Below are 15,943 nucleotides of genomic sequence, written 5' to 3'. Positions count from 1 at the left end.
AACAGGGGAGCGGTGAGTGTTACTCCATCTGCAATAGGTAGCTTTAAAAGGGCATTGCCAGCCCGCACCTGCCAAACCAACGGACATGGCTGGGTTATACTTGCCGCACAGTCCTTAATCTTTCCCGATGGAGCCTTGATGAACATTCGCACCTTGCTGGCATTCGCAGCACTCGCTGCCTGCATTACGGCCTATGCCGAACCGACGCCCACCGCACCCACGGAGCTGGTCAAAATCGATCTGCGGGCGGGGGAAGGGGCCGAGGCCAGCGCAGGCAAGCAGGTCTCGGTGCACTACACCGGCTGGCTGTATGATGCGGCCGCTCCCAAGCAACGCGGCACCAAGTTCGACAGCTCGCTCGATCGCGGCCAGCCGATCACCTTTGTGCTGGGCACCCGGCGCGTCATCAGCGGCTGGGACATGGGCCTCGAAGGCATGCAGGTCGGCGGCCAGCGCACCCTGATTATTCCGCCGCACCTGGCCTACGGCACGCAGGACAGGGGGCCGATTCCGGCCAACTCGACGCTGATCTTTGACGTGGAGCTGGTCGACGTCAAGTAGCGGCCGCCCGGCATCCATGCCCTGATTACCTTTATTTTTTACAGTCGAAATCCCACGTGCAGGACTGAATCTCCTTCACACAGCGCTCGCCCTCCCAGATGATGCACTCCATGGTGCAGCGCATGCATCCCTGCTGGCATAGCGCCCGGGTTGTTCGGGATTGACCCGCATGCCTTCGCTGAAACGGGCCACCTCTTTTCCGCTCTGGTCTACGATGGCGCTGCCATCCTCGGAGATGTGCAGCTGCAACGTCGTCATGTCTTGTGTCTGCCCAGCCCCCTGCGGACTCTCCGCCAAAGCGGGCCCACTCAGGAGCGGGGTCGTTAGTATCAGCGCCATCATCCAGCGGTAATTCAGCCATGTGTTGCGCATGTTTCCTCCCTTCATGATTGTTCTACCGGCTGCACGCTGAAGGCCGTATCGGCTCATACACGCCAGATTAAACGCCTTACTTTGTTCCACCGCAAGTGGCATATGCTCCGGGAAACCCTGCCGGAGCCGCATTGGATATGCGAAGATACCCAATGGCCGGCCTCATCTTACGTCTGCTGATCGTTGCACTTGGCCTGGCGCTGGCCTCCGAGCTGGTGCCCGGCATTGAGGTGCGTGGCGCAGGCACCCTGCTCGGAGCGGCGCTGCTGCTGGGTATCGTCAATGCCGTGGTGCGGCCGGTACTGATTATCCTCACGTTGCCTGCCACCATCTTTACGCTTGGATTGTTTCTGCTGGTCATCAACGCGGCGATGCTGGGTCTGGTGGCGTGGATGTTCGACAACTTCAGCATCGCGGGTTTCTGGCCGGCGCTGTTTGGATCAATTGTGGTAAGCGTGACCGGCTGGCTCGCGTCGTACTTCATCGGCCCACGCGGGCAGGTGGAGGTCATCATCACACGCCAGCGGCGCTACTAGCGCCGCTGCATGCAGTTATCGCCTAGATGCAAAGATAAACACAGCGCGTTCTTGCGGCCCCCGGCGTGGGGCAGGCGTTAATGCTGCAACCGATGAGAAAGCAATACTTGCCCGCAGGCGAACCCGGCGGGTTCCAGGGCGGGCAGCCGCGCAACAGGCAAATCCATTGGCCCATCGGAATCCAGACATTGCAAAACCGCAACATCGTATGCAGTGCTGCGCGCGGGTCTGTAAGTTTGTAGCGGGTGGTGGAGGGCTTGGCCTTCGGTTTGTCCAGCCTGCGCTCCACTATCCTGAGCTCGGCGTCCTCGGTGGTAATGGCCAGATCATAGAGCTCTTGGGCCAGGTGCATATGCGCCTCAGCATCGGTAGCACTCGCCTTCAGCACCTTCTCCCACTTGCGTCCCAACGCCATCAGTTTGCGTTCATTACGGTCCGCATGGGGTTTTGCCTTGCCGGCCTTTCTCTTCTTTAGCATGTGATCCTCCCTCGGTTGGACTGCGCTGTTTGGTCTGACGTCATGCCTACCATCCTGTACCGCTGGCAAGAAGCTCAGACCACCTCACACTTGCCCTGCAATGCTTTGCGATCAGGTGGGCTGTACCGGGTACGGTGCTTTTTGCCCCCTGGCGCCACCCATCAGCGTTCCCTGACGCGGCTGGAAAAATCATTGATACAGGTCTGCGTGTTCTCCATGGCCTGCTCCTCGATTTACACGGTAGAGTAGACAGTTACTGTTCTGGAAATGCGTTACGCCAGTCGGCTACGGCGTCCTTGACGAGTTTGACGTGGTTGTCAGCATCCAGAATCAGCGTCAACAGATCAAGCCGCAGCGACTCAAATGACTCCACCCGGTCAGGCAGGCTGCGGTTGATGCGTTGCTTGTAGGCCGCAACCACCTCGCGCATGGCCGCAGGGTTATGCGCGGAAAGATCGGCAAACAACAACGGCTCCGGGCTCCTCACCTGGTTCAGCGGCCGCAGCACGGAAATCAGAAACGGGCCGGCGCCATGCGATAGCATCCCCCGGAATTTGTCCTCATCCCGGAAGGCGCCCAGGGCCATGCTGCGGTATTGCAAGGCCAGACCAGAGGCATAGTTATCAAGGGTAGGGGGGGCATCGGTGGATATAGCGGGAATGTTGAACAGGTTGGTTTCATCTTTGGGGATATTGGCCGCTTCCAGCTCACTGGCGGTACTGGTTGAGGATTCGATAGCCGCCAGCAGGGCCTGGTAGCGTTGCGCCACATCATGCGACAAGGATGGGGCTTGCGCACCCACCCTGCGCCCGAACAGTACGTAGGTGTACACAGCGTACCCCGGGCGCTCACTGTCGAATGCGGCCAGGAGATCATACGCATGGTGGAGCACCTGTGGTGTTACAGGGCCGTTTGCCATGGCGGGCGGCCTGGCAGTCTCGGCCTTGCCGTTTTTGGCTGCTGGCGGTGGTGCCGAGACGGGCACATCTGTCCGTTTCGCCTCTTGCGAGGGCTCGCAGGCAGTAATAAGGCTGGCAACACATACCATGATTGCCAGTAACAGGCGCGTTGTGGCCGGCCTCATTGCCCCTCTCCCTGGCGTCGCCTCCACCGTGTCCAGGCTACATTCAGTGCGGCAGCGACAACCAGCGAAAACAGCGCAATTAATGTCAGCACTTCTGTGACATCAACCTGGGTGAATATCCATTTGAATATTGCCAGCAAGGCACTCCCAACGAGTACTGCGACAATAAGCACCCGGGCGGCGAGCGACACTACACCGGATTCATGGCTGGAAGGCATGGGCCACCTCCTATGCTTGTATGTCCTCAACCGGGCAGGAATCCCGGTGCGCTCTCGATCTTGCCGTGGGCAGTCTGACCTGCGGGCGCAGGACAGACAGATTTTGCGGCCGTCCCTTTGCAAACGCAATAATGCCGGGCGCATTAATCAAAAAATACCATACCACGGCACAGGTGACGGACTTATGACGCACCGCCGCTGGCCGTACTCAGCGCGGGTTGGCGGGCGGCAAAAACAATCCCGTCAAATCGTTGAGATAACGCTGCCCTTGGGCAGTGGGACAAAGACGGTCTGCGGCGCGCGCTATCAGGCCTTGCTCCTCGGCCAGCACGAGAGGTTTCTCAATGCAGGAGGGCGGCAAGCCGGTGTGCCCGGTAAACAACCCCAGCGCAAAACCTTCGGTGAGCCTCAGCGCATTCAGCATGAACTCAAACGCGACATCGGCGGGCGCAAGCAGGCTCTCTTCGCCGATACGCTCAGGTGTCTCCGCCTTGTTCATGTAATCGCGTGGCTGTTTAAGCTTCCACATGCGTGTGATGTTTTGTTTTTGCGCATCGGTAATTTTTCCGTGTGAGCCCGCACCTATGCCCAGGTAATCCCCAAACTGCCAGTAGTTGAGATTGTGCTTGCAGCGAGCGCCCTCGCGCGCATAGGCGGAAACTTCATACTGCTGAAAGCCGTGCTCGGCCATGCGCGCCTGACCGCGCTCCTGCATCGCGGCGATCACATCTTCTTTTGGCAGTTGCGGTGGCTGCTTGTGGAACAGCGTGTTGGGCTCGAGGGTCAGTTGATAACAGGAGAGGTGTGCGGGCTCCAGCGCCAGCGCAGTAGCGACATCGTTCTCAGCCTGCCTGAGCGTTTGATCGGGCAGGCCGAACATCAGGTCGAGGTTGAAGCTCTCAAAGCCGGCGTCATGCGCGGCCTCTGCCGCGCGCAATGCCTCGTTGCGGCCGTGGATGCGCCCCAATTTTTTTAAGCTGTCGTCATCGAAGCTCTGCACGCCAATGGACAGACGATTGATACCGAGGGCGCGAAACTCACGGAATTTTGCATACTCCGAGCTGCCGGGGTTGGCCTCCAGCGTAATCTCTGCCAGCGGCGAGAGCCGCAACCGCGCCCGCACCGCGCACAGCAGGCGGTCGAGCGCCTCGGCTGAAAACAGGCTCGGCGTGCCGCCACCGATGAACACCGAGACTACCGGCCTGCCCCAGATGCGCGGCAGGTCCTGCTCCAGATCGTTCACCAGCGCGTCGATGTAGGCCCGCTCCTGCACCTCGCCTTCGTGCGAATTGAAGTCGCAATAGGGGCATTTGCGCACGCACCACGGCAGGTGAATGTATAAGGAGAGTGGCGGCAGGGTGGTGAAATGAAACATGGGGTCTGCCTGTGAGTTCAAAGGGTGGTGATATCCGCCAACAATTTACGCAGTGCCTTGCCGCGGTGGCTCAGTTGATTCTTCACCGCCGCTGGCAGTTCGGCGGAGGAGCAGCGATGCGTCGGCACAAAAAATACCGGGTCGTAGCCGAAGCCGCCATCACCCTGTGGCGCGCTCAGGATACGTCCCTCCCACGTGCCGTGGGCAATGACCGGCATGGGATCGAGCGCGTGACGCAGGTACACCATGACACACTGAAAGCGCGCCTGTCGCAGATGTTCCGGCGTACCCTCCAGATCGTGCAGCAGTTTGTCCAGGTTGGCGCGATCGCTCGCATCGGGGCCGGCGTAGCGCGCCGAGTGGATGCCCGGCGCACCGTTCAGCGCATCCACCTCCAGCCCGGAGTCATCGGCGAGGGCGGGCAGACCGGTGTGCCGTGCGGCATGACGTGCCTTGAGGATGGCGTTTTCAACAAAGCTCAGGCCGGCTTCGTCTGCCTCACTGACACTGAAGTCGGACTGCGGCAACAGCTCGAATGCCGTGCCTGCCAGCGCCTGTATCTCGCGCAGTTTACCGAGATTGTTGCTGGCGAGGACGATGCGTTTCATAAATACAGAGACGAGTGGCGAGTCGCCAGGGGCGAGTAAAATGTTTTTACCTGGCCACTCGCTACTGGCGGCTCGCCACTGTTTCACTCAGCACCGCCTTCTGCTTTGTGATCAGGTCGGTGATGCCGCCGCGCGCGAGATCGATCATGGCGGCCAGTTCATCGCCGCGGAAGGCATGACCTTCGGCGGTGCCCTGCAATTCTATAAAATGGCCGGCGTCGTTCATTACTACGTTCATGTCGGTCTCTGCCTCCGAGTCTTCGATATAGTCGAGGTCAAGCACCGGCTGGCCCTGATAAATGCCCACCGATACCGACGCGACAAAGCCGTGTATCGGGCTGCGGCGGATGACTTTTTTCTTGCGCAGGTGCTCGACGGCATCCACCAGCGCAACATAGGCCCCCGTAATCGAGGCGGTGCGCGTGCCGCCGTCAGCCTGGATCACGTCACAGTCGATGGCAAGCGTGCGCTCCCCCAGGGCAGCGAGATCGACTACTGCCCGCAACGAACGTCCAATCAGGCGCTGTATCTCCTGCGTGCGCCCGGCCTGCTTGCCACGCGCCGCTTCGCGATCCATGCGCTTGCCGGTGGAGCGCGGCAGCATGCCGTATTCGGCCGTCACCCAGCCCTGTCCCTTGCCCTTGAGAAACTGCGGCACCCGCTCTTCCACGCTCACGTTGCACAACACGCGGGTATCGCCAAACTCCACCAGCACCGAGCCCTCGGCGTGCTTGGTATAACGGCGGGTGAATTTAATGGTGCGCAGATCGGAGGCTTCGCGTCCGCTGGGGCGCATGGGATATCCTTTACTTCAGTGGGAAGGCGCGTAGCCTAGCACACTGGCGGTTGCGACGCAGCCTGCCGCCTGGTTGCACAATGGGGGCTAGCCCCCTAGTATGTGTGCGATCAGTATTAATGGAAGTCCCCTGCCGTGATACGCAGCATGACCGCCTTTGCGCGGCAACAGCAACAAACCGAATGGGGAACCCTGAGCTGTGAATTGCGCTCGGTCAACCATCGCTATCTGGAGGTTTCCCTGCGGCTGCCGGAGGAGCTGCGCGCCCTTGAGGGCGCGGTACGTGAGCATGCCAGTGCCCAGGTTGCACGCGGCAAACTTGACTGTAACCTGCGCCTGCAGACAGACGCAGGCATGGCCTCCACCAGCGGCCTGCACATCAACCGCGCGTTGGCGGAGGCAGTCACCCGCGCCTGCCGCGAGGTAGAAGGCCTGCTGGAGCATCCCGCGCCGCTCAACGCACTGGATATCCTGCGCTGGCCGGGCGTAGTGGAGGCCCCGCAGGTAAATCAGGAGCAGCTGGCCACACAGGCACTCGCATTGTTCGACCAGGCACTGGCCGAGTTGATCGCGACCCGCGAGCGCGAGGGAGCGCGGCTTGAGGCGTTGATTGTGGAGCGCTGCCAGACCATGCAGACGCGCGTCGCCGGGGTACGCGCGCTGCTGCCACAGATTCACGCGCGACTGCGGGTAAAGCTCACCGAACGCGTCCTTGAACTCAAGGCCGGCTTCGACCCCGCGCGCATGGAGCAGGAGATGCTGCTGCTGCTGCAGAAAATAGATGTGGATGAAGAGCTCACCCGCCTCAACGCACATCTTGACGAGGTGCTGCACGTACTCGGGGCTACGGCGCCTGCCGGACGACGGCTCGACTTTCTCATGCAGGAGCTTAACCGCGAGGCAAATACGCTCGGATCCAAGTCAGCGGACGTTGAATCCGCGCGCGCGGCTATCGATCTCAAGGTATTGATCGAGCAGGTGCGCGAGCAAATCCAGAACATAGAATGAAGACCCTACAACACCTCAGCATCGCGCGTGGCACACTCTACATTATCGCCGCGCCCTCCGGTGGCGGCAAATCGAGCCTGGCACAGGCGTTGCTGGAGTCCACGCCGTGCCTGCAACTGTCTGTGTCCTACACTACACGCACGCGCCGCAATGGCGAGCGTGACGGCGCAGATTATCACTTCGTCAGCCCCGAGCGGTTTGAGGAGATGTGCACCGCAGGTGAATTTCTCGAACATGCCACGGTGTTTGGCAATCGCTACGGCACGGGGCGCAGCTGGGTAGAGGGGCGCCTGAGCCAGGGCACAGATGTTGTTCTTGCCATCGACTGGCAGGGCGCGCGTGCCTTGCGCCGCCTGTTGCCCGAGTCGGTGCACATTTTTCTGCTGCCGCCCTCACATGACGTGCTCGAACAGCGTTTGCGCTCACGCAGCCAGGACAGCACCGAGACCATCGCCCAACGCATGCGTGAAGCGGTCGACCAGATCAGTCATTACGACGAATTCGACTATTTGGTGTTGAACGACGACTTCGACACCGCACTGGCCGATGTTCAAACAATCATCCATACGCAACGGCTACGACGCGAGTCCCAAGCCGTCAGGCTGCGGCATTTACTTGAGGAATTACTGGCGCCCGCGCCGCGTGTTGAGTAAAATCAAGCTGAGTCCACTATTCCTAGAGCGCACCCATGGCACGTGTCACCGTAGAAGACTGTCTGGACAATGTAGATAACCGTTTCCAACTGGTGCTGGTAGCGAGCAAGCGCGCACGCCAACTTGCCAACGGCGCGCTGTCACACGTGCCGGTAGGAAACGACAAACCCACTGTGGTGGCATTGCGTGAAATCGCCCTTGGCCATATCGACCGCAGCATTCTCGACCAGAAACCCCCGCCCCCACCGGCCGAAGAGCCCGTCGTCGCAACCGATGCAGCCGAGGCCACACCGGAAGAGCCGAGCACCGAAGCCTAAACCCGTGGCCGTCGGGGCCGCGTTAGTCCGGGGCGCGCTTTTATACCTCGCGCCAGCCATCGTGGCGAGTGGATTTTTCGCCCTTGGCTCCTGTCTCCCGTGACACTGGCATATCCGTGCGCGCTGGCGGGGTTGGCAGGGCACAGGCACCGGAACGTGCATGGAAGTCTGCCACCACCCGGCCCGGGGCTCCGAACATTGCACGAACCCGCATCAAAAACGCGCAGCAGATTTATGGCGCCATGTATATGTACCTCATCGACGACCTGACCACACTGCTCGAGACCTACCTCAAACCCAAGCAGGTAGACGAGATTCGCCGCGCCTACGAATTTGGCGCCAGGGCACACGAAGGCCAGATAAGGCTCTCGGGCGAACCCTACATTTATCATCCCCTTGCCGTCGCGCGCATCCTGGCCGAGATGCGCATGGATCATCACAGCATTCTCGCCGCCCTGCTGCATGATGTCATCGAGGATACTGCCACCGCCAAGGAGCAGATCGCGCGTGAATTCGGCAGTGAGGTCGCCGAGCTGGTGGACGGCGTCAGCAAGCTCACCCAAATCCAGTTTGAAAGCCGCGCCGAGGAGCAGGCGGAAAACTTCCGCAAGATGCTGCTCGCCATGGTGCGTGATATCCGCGTGATCCTGGTAAAGCTTGCCGACCGCCTGCACAACATGCGCACGCTCGGCGCGATGCCGCCGGAGAAACGCCGCCGTATCGCGCGTGAAACGCTGGAGATTTACGCACCCATCGCCAACCGCCTCGGCATGAACCTGTTGCGCGTGGAGCTCGAAGACCTGGGCTTCGCGGCGCTTTACCCCGCGCGCCACCGGGTACTGGTGGCGGCGGTGAAGAGGGCGCGCGGCAACCGCAAGGAAATCGTGCGCAAAATCGAGAATGCCATCAAGCGCCGGCTGCGCGAGGAAAAGCTTTCCGGTGAAGTTGCAGGGCGCGAAAAACACATCTACAGCGTGTACCGCAAGATGATACAGAAGCACTTGCCGTTTTCCGAGGTTACCGATGTGTATGCCTTCCGCATCATTGTAGACTCGGTTGATGCCTGCTACCGCGTGCTGGGCGCGGCGCACAATCTTTACAAACCGCTGCCGGGCAAATTCAAGGACTACATCGCCATCCCCAAGGCCAACGGCTATCAGTCATTACATACCGCGCTGTTCGGGCCGTTCGGCGTGCCCATCGAGGTCCAGATCCGCACACAGGACATGGATCGCATCTCCGAGGCCGGCATCGCCGCACACTGGCTATACAAGGCCGGCGACAGTGCCGGCGGCAGTGCACAACAGCGCGCGCACGACTGGCTGCGCGGCCTGCTCGAAATGCAGATGAACGCGGGCAACTCGCTCGAGTTTCTGGAAAGCGTGAAGATCGATCTGTTCCCGGACGAGGTCTACGTGTTTACCCCCAAGGGCAAGATCATGGAGCTGCCGCGCGGCGCCACGGCGGTGGATTTCGCCTACGCAGTACACACCGACGTCGGCAATACCTGTGTGGCCGCACGCATCGACCGGCGTCTGGCGCCGCTCTCCACCCCGCTGCAGAACGGCCAATACGTTGAAATTGTGGCCTCCAAGCATGCGCGGCCCAATGCCGCCTGGCTCAACTTCGTGGTCACTGCCAAGGCCCGCAGCACCATTCGTCATTTCCTGAAAAACCTCAAGCACGACGAATCCATCGAGCTGGGTCGTCGCCTGCTGAACCAGGCGCTGGCCACCCTCGGACGCAAACTGTCTACCACCCCTGCGGCGCGCATTGAGACACTGCTGCACGAACTCAAAATCAAGTCGCTGGACGATCTGCTCGGCGAAATCGGCCTGGGCAATCGCCCCGCACTACTGATCGCACGCCATCTGGCCCCGCCCGTAAAGGGCGCTGCCAGCCCGGAACACCCTGTGGCAGCGGAAGGCCAGCCGCTGGCGATCATGGGCACCGAGGGCATGGTAGTGACCTACGCCAAATGCTGCCGTCCGATTCCCGGCGACCGTATTCTTGGCTATGTGAGTGCCGGGCGCGGCATCGTGATCCACACCGAGTCGTGCAAAAATGTAACTGTATTCCGCAAGCACCCGGACAAATGGATAGCAGTGGAATGGGCACCAGGCGTGGTGGGCGAATTCGCGGTCGATATTCGCGTCGAGGTCGCAAACCAGCGCGGTGTGCTTGCGACGATAGCGGCGGCCATTGCAGAGCTTGGCGCCAACATTGAAAATGTCACCATCGAGGAGCACGATGGCATGTATACCGCCATCAACTTCACTCTCGCAGTACGTGACCGGCGCCATCTGGCGCGCATCATGCGCCGTCTGCGATCGATACCGATGGTGGTGCGCATCGCCCGCGCCAAGGGTTAAACCAGCAACGACAGGACGTCAGCCTTTCTTTCGGCCTGCGGATAAAAAACATGACCTCAAAAACTGTTATCAGCACCGACCAGGCCCCCAAGGCCATCGGCACCTATTCGCAGGCTGTGAAGGCAGGCAACACCGTCTACCTCTCCGGCCAGATTGCGCTGCATCCTGACACCATGGAGCTTGTAAACGACGATGTCCGCGCCGAAATCACGCAGGTGTTCGACAACCTCAAGGCGGTGACGGAAGCTGCGGGCGGAACACTGGCGCATATCGTCAAGCTCAATGTCTACCTTACCGACTTCGCGCACTTCCCGCTGGTCAACGAAATCATGGCGCGCTATTTCGCTGAGCCTTACCCTGCCCGTGCCGCGGTTGGCGTCGCCGCCCTGCCACGCGGCGTGCGGGTAGAGATGGACGGCATCCTCCACCTCGGCGACTAGCGCCCTGCCAGCCTTGCTCGATAACCTCCCCGCCACGCACCTCAGAGGTGTGGGACCGCGCCTCCTCGAACGGCTGGCGCGACTCGACATCCGCAGCGTGCAGGATTTGCTGTTCCACCTGCCGCTGCGCTATCAGGACCGCACCCGCATCACACCCATCGGCGCGCTGCGCCCCGGCGCAGAGGCGGTGATCGAGGGTGAAGTGCAACTCACGCAAGTGCGCTACGCCCGTAAACGCACCTTGCTCTCGCAACTGCACGATGGCACCGGCGCCATTACACTGCGGTTTTTTCATTTCAATACCACACAGCAGGCGATGCTGGCGCGTGGTGCGCGCGTGCGTTGCTTCGGTGAGGTGCGTTTCGGCAAGGCCGGGCCGGAGATGGTGCACCCGGAATATCGGCTCGTGTCTGCCGACGCGGTCACGACCGTAGAGGAGCGCCTGACGCCCATTTATCCCACCACCGAGGGCCTCCACCAGATCAGCATCCGCACCCTCACGCAGCGCGCGCTGGAACTGCTGCGCAAACAGCCCGACGCACTGCGTGAATGGCTGCCCGAACAAACGCTGGCGCAACTGCACTTTCCTACACTGCGCGAAGCCGTGGAGTATGTGCATTACCCGCCACCTGATGCGCCACTGGAGCTGATTGAGCAGGGCGCGCATCCGGCGCAACGGCGGCTGGCGTTTGAGGAACTGCTCGCCCATCACTTAAGCCTGCGGCTGTTGCGCCAGCGCGTGCAGCGCAACATCGCACCCGAACTTGGGGCACGTGGCAAACTCATGGCCGCACTGCTTGCCGAGTTGCCGTTTGATCTCACGCGCGCGCAGCAGCGCGTGATTGGCGAAATCCGCCGCGACCTCGCACTCGCCACCCCCATGCTGCGGCTGGCACAGGGCGATGTCGGCTCCGGCAAGACACTGGTTGCCGCCTGTGCGGCGCTGCACGCCATCGAGTCCGGCCATCAGGTGGCGCTGATGGCGCCCACTGAACTGCTCGCCGAACAGCATCTGGCCAACTTCAGCCGCTGGCTCACGCCACTCAAGCTGGAGGTCGCGCTGCTCACCGGCAAGATCAAGGGCAAGGCGCGCACAGCGGCGCTCGCGCACATCGCCTCCGGTCAATGCGCGCTGGTCATCGGTACCCACGCCTTGTTTCAGGAAGACGTTAGCTTTTCCCGCCTCGGCCTCGTCATCATCGACGAACAGCATCGCTTCGGCGTACACCAGCGCCTGGCACTGCGCACCAAGGGCCTTGATCAGGGCCGTTATCCGCATCAACTCATCATGACCGCCACGCCCATTCCGCGCACGCTCGCCATGGTGGGCTATGCCGACCTCGACAGTTCGGTGATAGACGAATTGCCGCCCGGACGCACGCCGGTAGAAACGGTGGTGATCGCCGACACGCGCCGCGCCGACGTCGTCGAGCGCGTACACACCGCCTGCCGCGCGGGACGGCAGGCCTACTGGGTGTGCACGCTGATCGAAGAATCCGACGACGCACAGGGACGTGCAAGTGTCGCGGGAGGGCCGCTCCCGCGCATCCCTGCGCCCGCGACATTGGGGCGTCCTGCCCGGCACAGGATGCCGGGAGCGACAACCTTACAGTGCCAGGCCGCCATCGACACCGCCGCGCAACTTACCGCCGCGTTGCCTGATCTGCGCGTGGCGCTGATACACGGACGCATGAAAGTAAAAGAGAAAGAACAGGCCATGCGCAAATTCAAGCAAGGCGAAATCGACCTGCTCGTCGCCACCACCGTCATCGAAGTCGGCGTGGATGTGCCCAACGCGAGCCTGATGATTGTCGAAAATGCCGAACGGCTGGGGCTGGCGCAATTACACCAGTTGCGCGGACGCGTAGGGCGCGGCGCGACGGCGAGTCACTGCGTGCTCATGTACCACGCCCCGCTGTCGCGTTACGCCAAGGCACGCCTTGCCGCACTGCGCGCAACCAACGACGGCTTCGAAATCGCACGCAAGGACCTGGAACTGCGCGGCCCCGGCGAAGTGCTCGGCACCCGCCAGGCCGGCCTGCTGCAACTGCACATCGCCGACCTCGCGCGCGACCAGCATTTACTGCCGGAGATCGAGCACACCGCCGTGCTGCTACTCAATAGTTATCCCGCTCATGTGCCGCCCCTGATCCGCCGCTGGCTGGGCCAAGGCGCGCAGTATGGGGAGGTTTAAACCCCACGCCTCCATATAATTAAAAGGAATAAGACATTAGATTATATTATTTTTAGTTATTTTGATCTATCGCTATAGTGCTTCACGCCACCCGGCCATGGAGCCTGATGTATGAAAATTCGCAATCTGGACCTCTCGCAGAACCCGATCAACAAAGAGCACCGCGAGCTCGGCCTGCCGCCCGTCGAGGAACCCATATCTCATCCCGGCACCCATCCACTGCTGCGCATGGCTGTGTGGTTTACTGCCCTGGTATTAATCGCACTGACCCTGTTTCTGATGGGACGCCTTTTCCTTCCCAATAACTGGGCTGGCGGCTTGCAGATTATCGGCGAGACGCTCAACGGCAGCGTGTTCTGGAGCGCGGTGGCGGTCGGGTTTTTCGCGCAGGTGGTGGATGGCGCCCTCGGCATGGCGTACGGCGTCACCGCAACTACATTTCTGCTGGCGACAGGCGCCAGCCCCGCAGCGGCGAGCGCGAGCGTCCATATTGCGGAGATTTTCACCACCGGCGTTTCGGGTATCTCCCACACCAAGTTCGGCAACGTAAACAAACAGTTATTCGTACGCTTGCTGATACCGGGGATTCTGGGCGCGGCATTGGGTGCGGTATTGGTAACGCAGGTCGATGGTGCGCTGTTCAAGCCGTTTGTGTCTGCCTACCTGTTACTGTTGGGCCTCTACATCCTCAGCAAGGCGTTTCGCCAACTGCGACTGCGCACACGGGCGCCCAAACACGTAGGCAAGCTCGCCCTGTTTGGCGGCTTCGTTGATGCAGCAGGCGGCGGCGGATGGGGCCCGGTGGTCACGACAACGCTGGTGAGCTCCGGTAACGACCCGCGCACCACCATCGGCTCGGTCAATTTCGCGGAGTTTTTTCTGGCCTTTGCCAGCGCCGCGGTTTTCGCATTGCTGATGGAAACCAACACCTGGCCCATCATCGCCGGTTTGGTATTCGGCGGGCTGTTCGCCGCACCGTTTGCTGCATTACTATGCAAGAAACTGCATGCCAAGACGCTGCTGATACTGGTAGGAGTATTGATAAGCACTATCAGCCTCTACAATCTCTACCGGGCACTTGCCGCGTAATGTAAAGTGTACCGATTCACGCTGCGGCACGACGAAGTAACTACTCGTTGGTCCACTTGATCTGAAACTCGATCTCCTCCTCGCCTGCCTCCCGCTCGTGCTCAATATTGAACCTGGCACGAACAGGTACATATATTCGCTCTCCGGCAATTTGTACCTCGAACTTCTCGCCTTTTTCCAGTGCATCAGCCAGACGCCTCAGCCTGGTCACAAATTCCTCGGTTGAACAATCTTTTTCAATGTCCCTGTCAGGCTTTTCACGCATAGGCTTTTCTCAAATAAATAAAGGTATAGATGCTTGGCTGTCTCGCAGCCGCTCTATTCTACACCCCTGCATAGCGCGCACCTGGCCGGTCTTTAAGGCTCGCCGGTGAGCACGTCGGTCAGGATATCCACAATCACCTGCGTACGCTCATCCACCAGCACAACGTCCCGCCCCGCCATCCAGCGCTTGTAGCCCTTGGGCTCGAGTGATAACAACCGGTTCAAATCGTCGGGGAGGCGCTTTTTCTCCAGGCCGGGTGGCAGCGTGCCGTGGCGTTCGAGATGTTTCTGCAAGCCCGGTGGCAAGTGCTCGCGCTTGGCGAGTCCCGGCGGCAGGCCTTTTTCTTTACCCTTGTGTTTCTGTCTCTCTTGCTTTTTGTTAAGCGTGTCGTAGTAATCACGAATGATCTTTGCGTCCTTCGCACTGAACACCGCGTTCATCGCCTGATCGAGCGCAGCATTATTCTCCGGGGGCGGAGACCCTGCCGCTGTTTTCAGAAACGCACCCCGCTCATGTGCGGACAGCCCGGCATGCATCGTCTGGGCAGACGCCGGCCCCGCCACCATGGCAGACAATGCAACAGCAACAAGATATTTGCGCATCATTGATCTCCTGAATAAGCTTAGACAACGGGCGGGTTGTGCGCAGTACATGTTGCCTGCAAACCGCAGAATACGTTTTCATCATGCCATCTGGCGCCACAGGCTGCGCTGTTGCGCCCTACTGAACTTGTTATAACACCTCAAATAAGCTGCGCACGGTGTGTGCCGATCCCAAAACAAAATAGCCCTTCTTTTGGTGCTGGGCGTGCTTTGTGCAGCTTTTCTAGCACCGCCTCTACATCTTCGCGCACCCGCTTTGCGAAGGCATCTGTTTTAATTAGCTGCTCCCAATCTGCGAGTGGTCTTTGGCCAAGGTAGCTGTCTAGCTGATCGTTAACGTCTCGCTTTTCATATTTCTGTTTTATTTCCCCAGATCGTCCATGAGCCATAGTATTTCTGAACTCTAGAAGCTTTACAATGGTCTGGAGCGGCCTTTCTCCGCTATTCTCCGTGAACCTCACCTTAAGGGTCTCACAAATAAGCTCGAACTTCGCCCAAGGCGGCAGCCTCTCTAGCTGGCGCCAGCAGGATATAACGGAAGGGCCAACGTGATTCAAATATGCCTCGAAGGCAAATGCCGTTAACACAGTACTTGAGAGAAACTGCCAAGAAGAACCTTGCGGTTCGCGCACCCCCGCATCAAGCACACACCGCGATGCGTGCCAAAGCTCCGAATACATATGAACCACCCGCTTTTTTGAAACAAGCGCTTTGTGCGGTTTCGTCATTACTCTTGTATCCCTAATGCTGAGTAGTCATCCTAAACGGGGCATTATTTTGCGTGCCATATCGTAGACTTCCACGGCCTTATCATTAAATCAATATTTTGAAGCCTTACGCCAAAATATAGACTTGGTCATGATCTGCGTCAAACCCACCCTCACCCCAACCCTCTCCCGGAGAGAGAGGGGAAAGTGGTGGCTCCCCCAAAGGACAAGGCTAAACGAAGCGTGCGGGGGGGGGGGGGGGGGGGGG

Annotated in this window: 19 protein-coding genes; 9 read left to right on the top strand and 10 right to left on the bottom strand. The window is 60.2% G+C overall.

What is annotated here, in order from left to right:
* The first annotated feature begins 138 nt into the window (after positions 1–138).
* On the top strand, positions 139–561 hold the full coding sequence (locus Q8L89_04730; protein ID MDP1708352.1) for an FKBP-type peptidyl-prolyl cis-trans isomerase: 423 nt from the start codon (positions 139–141) through the stop codon (positions 559–561).
* Positions 562–636: 75 nt separating this feature from the next.
* On the opposite strand, the gene Q8L89_04725 is transcribed toward Q8L89_04730, so the two are convergent.
* Entirely contained in the window at positions 637–933 is a 297-nt protein-coding gene (locus tag Q8L89_04725) for a hypothetical protein (protein MDP1708351.1), read from the bottom strand.
* A gap of 152 nt (positions 934–1,085) precedes the next feature.
* Here Q8L89_04725 and Q8L89_04720 point away from each other — a divergent pair, with 152 nt between their 5' ends.
* Entirely contained in the window at positions 1,086–1,469 is a 384-nt protein-coding gene (locus Q8L89_04720) for a phage holin family protein (GenBank protein MDP1708350.1), read from the top strand.
* 22 nt (positions 1,470–1,491) lie between these two features.
* Here Q8L89_04720 and Q8L89_04715 read toward each other — a convergent pair whose 3' ends face one another.
* From Q8L89_04715 to rph, 6 genes are all read right to left on the bottom strand, one after another.
* Positions 1,492–1,947 (bottom strand): hypothetical protein, encoded by a 456-nt coding sequence (locus Q8L89_04715; protein MDP1708349.1) that lies wholly within the window; start codon positions 1,945–1,947, stop codon positions 1,492–1,494.
* A 253-nt stretch (positions 1,948–2,200) separates the two neighbouring features.
* Positions 2,201–3,031, bottom strand: a complete 831-nt coding sequence (locus tag Q8L89_04710; protein ID MDP1708348.1) for a hypothetical protein — start codon at positions 3,029–3,031, stop codon at positions 2,201–2,203.
* Positions 3,028–3,249 carry a hypothetical protein gene (locus tag Q8L89_04705; protein MDP1708347.1) on the bottom strand — a complete coding sequence of 74 codons (222 nt, stop codon included), beginning with the start codon at positions 3,247–3,249 and terminating at the stop codon, positions 3,028–3,030. Before Q8L89_04705 ends, Q8L89_04710 begins: the two co-directional genes overlap by 4 nt.
* A 208-nt stretch (positions 3,250–3,457) precedes the next feature.
* On the bottom strand, positions 3,458–4,624 hold the full coding sequence (gene hemW, locus Q8L89_04700) for a radical SAM family heme chaperone HemW (GenBank protein MDP1708346.1): 1,167 nt from the start codon (positions 4,622–4,624) through the stop codon (positions 3,458–3,460).
* Positions 4,625–4,641: 17 nt separating this feature from the next.
* Entirely contained in the window at positions 4,642–5,232 is a 591-nt protein-coding gene (rdgB, locus tag Q8L89_04695) for an RdgB/HAM1 family non-canonical purine NTP pyrophosphatase (GenBank protein ID MDP1708345.1), read from the bottom strand.
* Positions 5,233–5,293: 61 nt separating this feature from the next.
* Positions 5,294–6,028 (bottom strand): ribonuclease PH, encoded by a 735-nt coding sequence (gene rph, locus Q8L89_04690; protein MDP1708344.1) that lies wholly within the window; start codon positions 6,026–6,028, stop codon positions 5,294–5,296.
* A 135-nt stretch (positions 6,029–6,163) separates the two neighbouring features.
* On the opposite strand from rph, the gene Q8L89_04685 reads away from it, so the two are divergent.
* From Q8L89_04685 to Q8L89_04655, 7 genes are all read left to right on the top strand, one after another.
* A complete protein-coding gene (locus Q8L89_04685) occupies positions 6,164–7,036 on the top strand; it encodes a YicC/YloC family endoribonuclease (protein MDP1708343.1) in 873 nt (290 codons plus the stop codon).
* Between the two features lie 20 nt (positions 7,037–7,056).
* A complete protein-coding gene (gene gmk / locus Q8L89_04680; GenBank protein MDP1708342.1) occupies positions 7,057–7,689 on the top strand; it encodes a guanylate kinase in 633 nt (210 codons plus the stop codon).
* A gap of 35 nt (positions 7,690–7,724) precedes the next feature.
* Positions 7,725–8,006: a DNA-directed RNA polymerase subunit omega gene (rpoZ, locus tag Q8L89_04675; protein MDP1708341.1), complete on the top strand. Its 282-nt coding sequence runs from the start codon at positions 7,725–7,727 to the stop codon at positions 8,004–8,006.
* A gap of 242 nt (positions 8,007–8,248) precedes the next feature.
* The gene (gene spoT, locus Q8L89_04670; GenBank protein MDP1708340.1) at positions 8,249–10,378 is read left to right on the top strand and encodes a bifunctional GTP diphosphokinase/guanosine-3',5'-bis pyrophosphate 3'-pyrophosphohydrolase; all 2,130 of its coding nucleotides are present in this window, start codon (positions 8,249–8,251) and stop codon (positions 10,376–10,378) included.
* A 50-nt stretch (positions 10,379–10,428) separates the two neighbouring features.
* Positions 10,429–10,818, top strand: a complete 390-nt coding sequence (locus Q8L89_04665) for a RidA family protein (GenBank protein ID MDP1708339.1) — start codon at positions 10,429–10,431, stop codon at positions 10,816–10,818.
* Between the two features lie 13 nt (positions 10,819–10,831).
* Positions 10,832–13,012, top strand: a complete 2,181-nt coding sequence (gene recG / locus Q8L89_04660; GenBank protein MDP1708338.1) for an ATP-dependent DNA helicase RecG — start codon at positions 10,832–10,834, stop codon at positions 13,010–13,012.
* 111 nt (positions 13,013–13,123) lie between these two features.
* Positions 13,124–14,101: a sulfite exporter TauE/SafE family protein gene (locus Q8L89_04655; protein ID MDP1708337.1), complete on the top strand. Its 978-nt coding sequence runs from the start codon at positions 13,124–13,126 to the stop codon at positions 14,099–14,101.
* A gap of 40 nt (positions 14,102–14,141) precedes the next feature.
* On the opposite strand, the gene Q8L89_04650 is transcribed toward Q8L89_04655, so the two are convergent.
* The 3 genes from Q8L89_04650 to Q8L89_04640 all read right to left on the bottom strand — a co-directional run bounded on the left by Q8L89_04650 (position 14,142) and on the right by Q8L89_04640 (position 15,696).
* Positions 14,142–14,366, bottom strand: a complete 225-nt coding sequence (locus tag Q8L89_04650; GenBank protein MDP1708336.1) for an amphi-Trp domain-containing protein — start codon at positions 14,364–14,366, stop codon at positions 14,142–14,144.
* 92 nt (positions 14,367–14,458) lie between these two features.
* On the bottom strand, positions 14,459–14,971 hold the full coding sequence (locus Q8L89_04645) for a hypothetical protein (GenBank protein ID MDP1708335.1): 513 nt from the start codon (positions 14,969–14,971) through the stop codon (positions 14,459–14,461).
* A gap of 137 nt (positions 14,972–15,108) precedes the next feature.
* The gene (locus tag Q8L89_04640) at positions 15,109–15,696 is read right to left on the bottom strand and encodes a hypothetical protein (GenBank protein MDP1708334.1); all 588 of its coding nucleotides are present in this window, start codon (positions 15,694–15,696) and stop codon (positions 15,109–15,111) included.
* Between the last annotated feature and the right edge of the window lie 247 nt (positions 15,697–15,943).

This window comes from Gammaproteobacteria bacterium (genome assembly GCA_030680605.1).
Classification (GTDB): Bacteria; Pseudomonadota; Gammaproteobacteria; order SURF-13; family SURF-13; genus JAQBXX01.
The sequence above is the reverse complement of the archived record's forward strand: the minus strand, read 5'-3'. Positions and strand labels throughout refer to the sequence as shown.

Bases quoted from the DNA above. Each gene is read 5' to 3' on its own strand.
- Q8L89_04720 (MDP1708350.1), top strand. From the start codon at position 1,086: ATGGCCGGCCTCATCTTACGTCTGCTGATCGTTGCACTTGGCCTGGCG.
- hemW (MDP1708346.1), bottom strand. From the start codon at position 4,624: ATGTTTCATTTCACCACCCTGCCGCCACTCTCCTTATACATTCACCTG.
- Q8L89_04705 (MDP1708347.1), bottom strand. From the start codon at position 3,249: ATGCCTTCCAGCCATGAATCCGGTGTAGTGTCGCTCGCCGCCCGGGTG.
- Q8L89_04710 (MDP1708348.1), bottom strand. From the start codon at position 3,031: ATGAGGCCGGCCACAACGCGCCTGTTACTGGCAATCATGGTATGTGTT.
- rph (MDP1708344.1), bottom strand. From the start codon at position 6,028: ATGCGCCCCAGCGGACGCGAAGCCTCCGATCTGCGCACCATTAAATTC.
- Q8L89_04730 (MDP1708352.1), top strand. From the start codon at position 139: ATGAACATTCGCACCTTGCTGGCATTCGCAGCACTCGCTGCCTGCATT.
- Q8L89_04725 (MDP1708351.1), bottom strand. From the start codon at position 933: ATGCGCAACACATGGCTGAATTACCGCTGGATGATGGCGCTGATACTA.
- Q8L89_04645 (MDP1708335.1), bottom strand. From the start codon at position 14,971: ATGATGCGCAAATATCTTGTTGCTGTTGCATTGTCTGCCATGGTGGCG.
- Q8L89_04650 (MDP1708336.1), bottom strand. From the start codon at position 14,366: ATGCGTGAAAAGCCTGACAGGGACATTGAAAAAGATTGTTCAACCGAG.
- Q8L89_04665 (MDP1708339.1), top strand. From the start codon at position 10,429: ATGACCTCAAAAACTGTTATCAGCACCGACCAGGCCCCCAAGGCCATC.
- rdgB (MDP1708345.1), bottom strand. From the start codon at position 5,232: ATGAAACGCATCGTCCTCGCCAGCAACAATCTCGGTAAACTGCGCGAG.
- spoT (MDP1708340.1), top strand. From the start codon at position 8,249: ATGTATATGTACCTCATCGACGACCTGACCACACTGCTCGAGACCTAC.
- rpoZ (MDP1708341.1), top strand. From the start codon at position 7,725: ATGGCACGTGTCACCGTAGAAGACTGTCTGGACAATGTAGATAACCGT.
- Q8L89_04655 (MDP1708337.1), top strand. From the start codon at position 13,124: ATGAAAATTCGCAATCTGGACCTCTCGCAGAACCCGATCAACAAAGAG.
- Q8L89_04640 (MDP1708334.1), bottom strand. From the start codon at position 15,696: ATGACGAAACCGCACAAAGCGCTTGTTTCAAAAAAGCGGGTGGTTCAT.
- Q8L89_04715 (MDP1708349.1), bottom strand. From the start codon at position 1,947: ATGCTAAAGAAGAGAAAGGCCGGCAAGGCAAAACCCCATGCGGACCGT.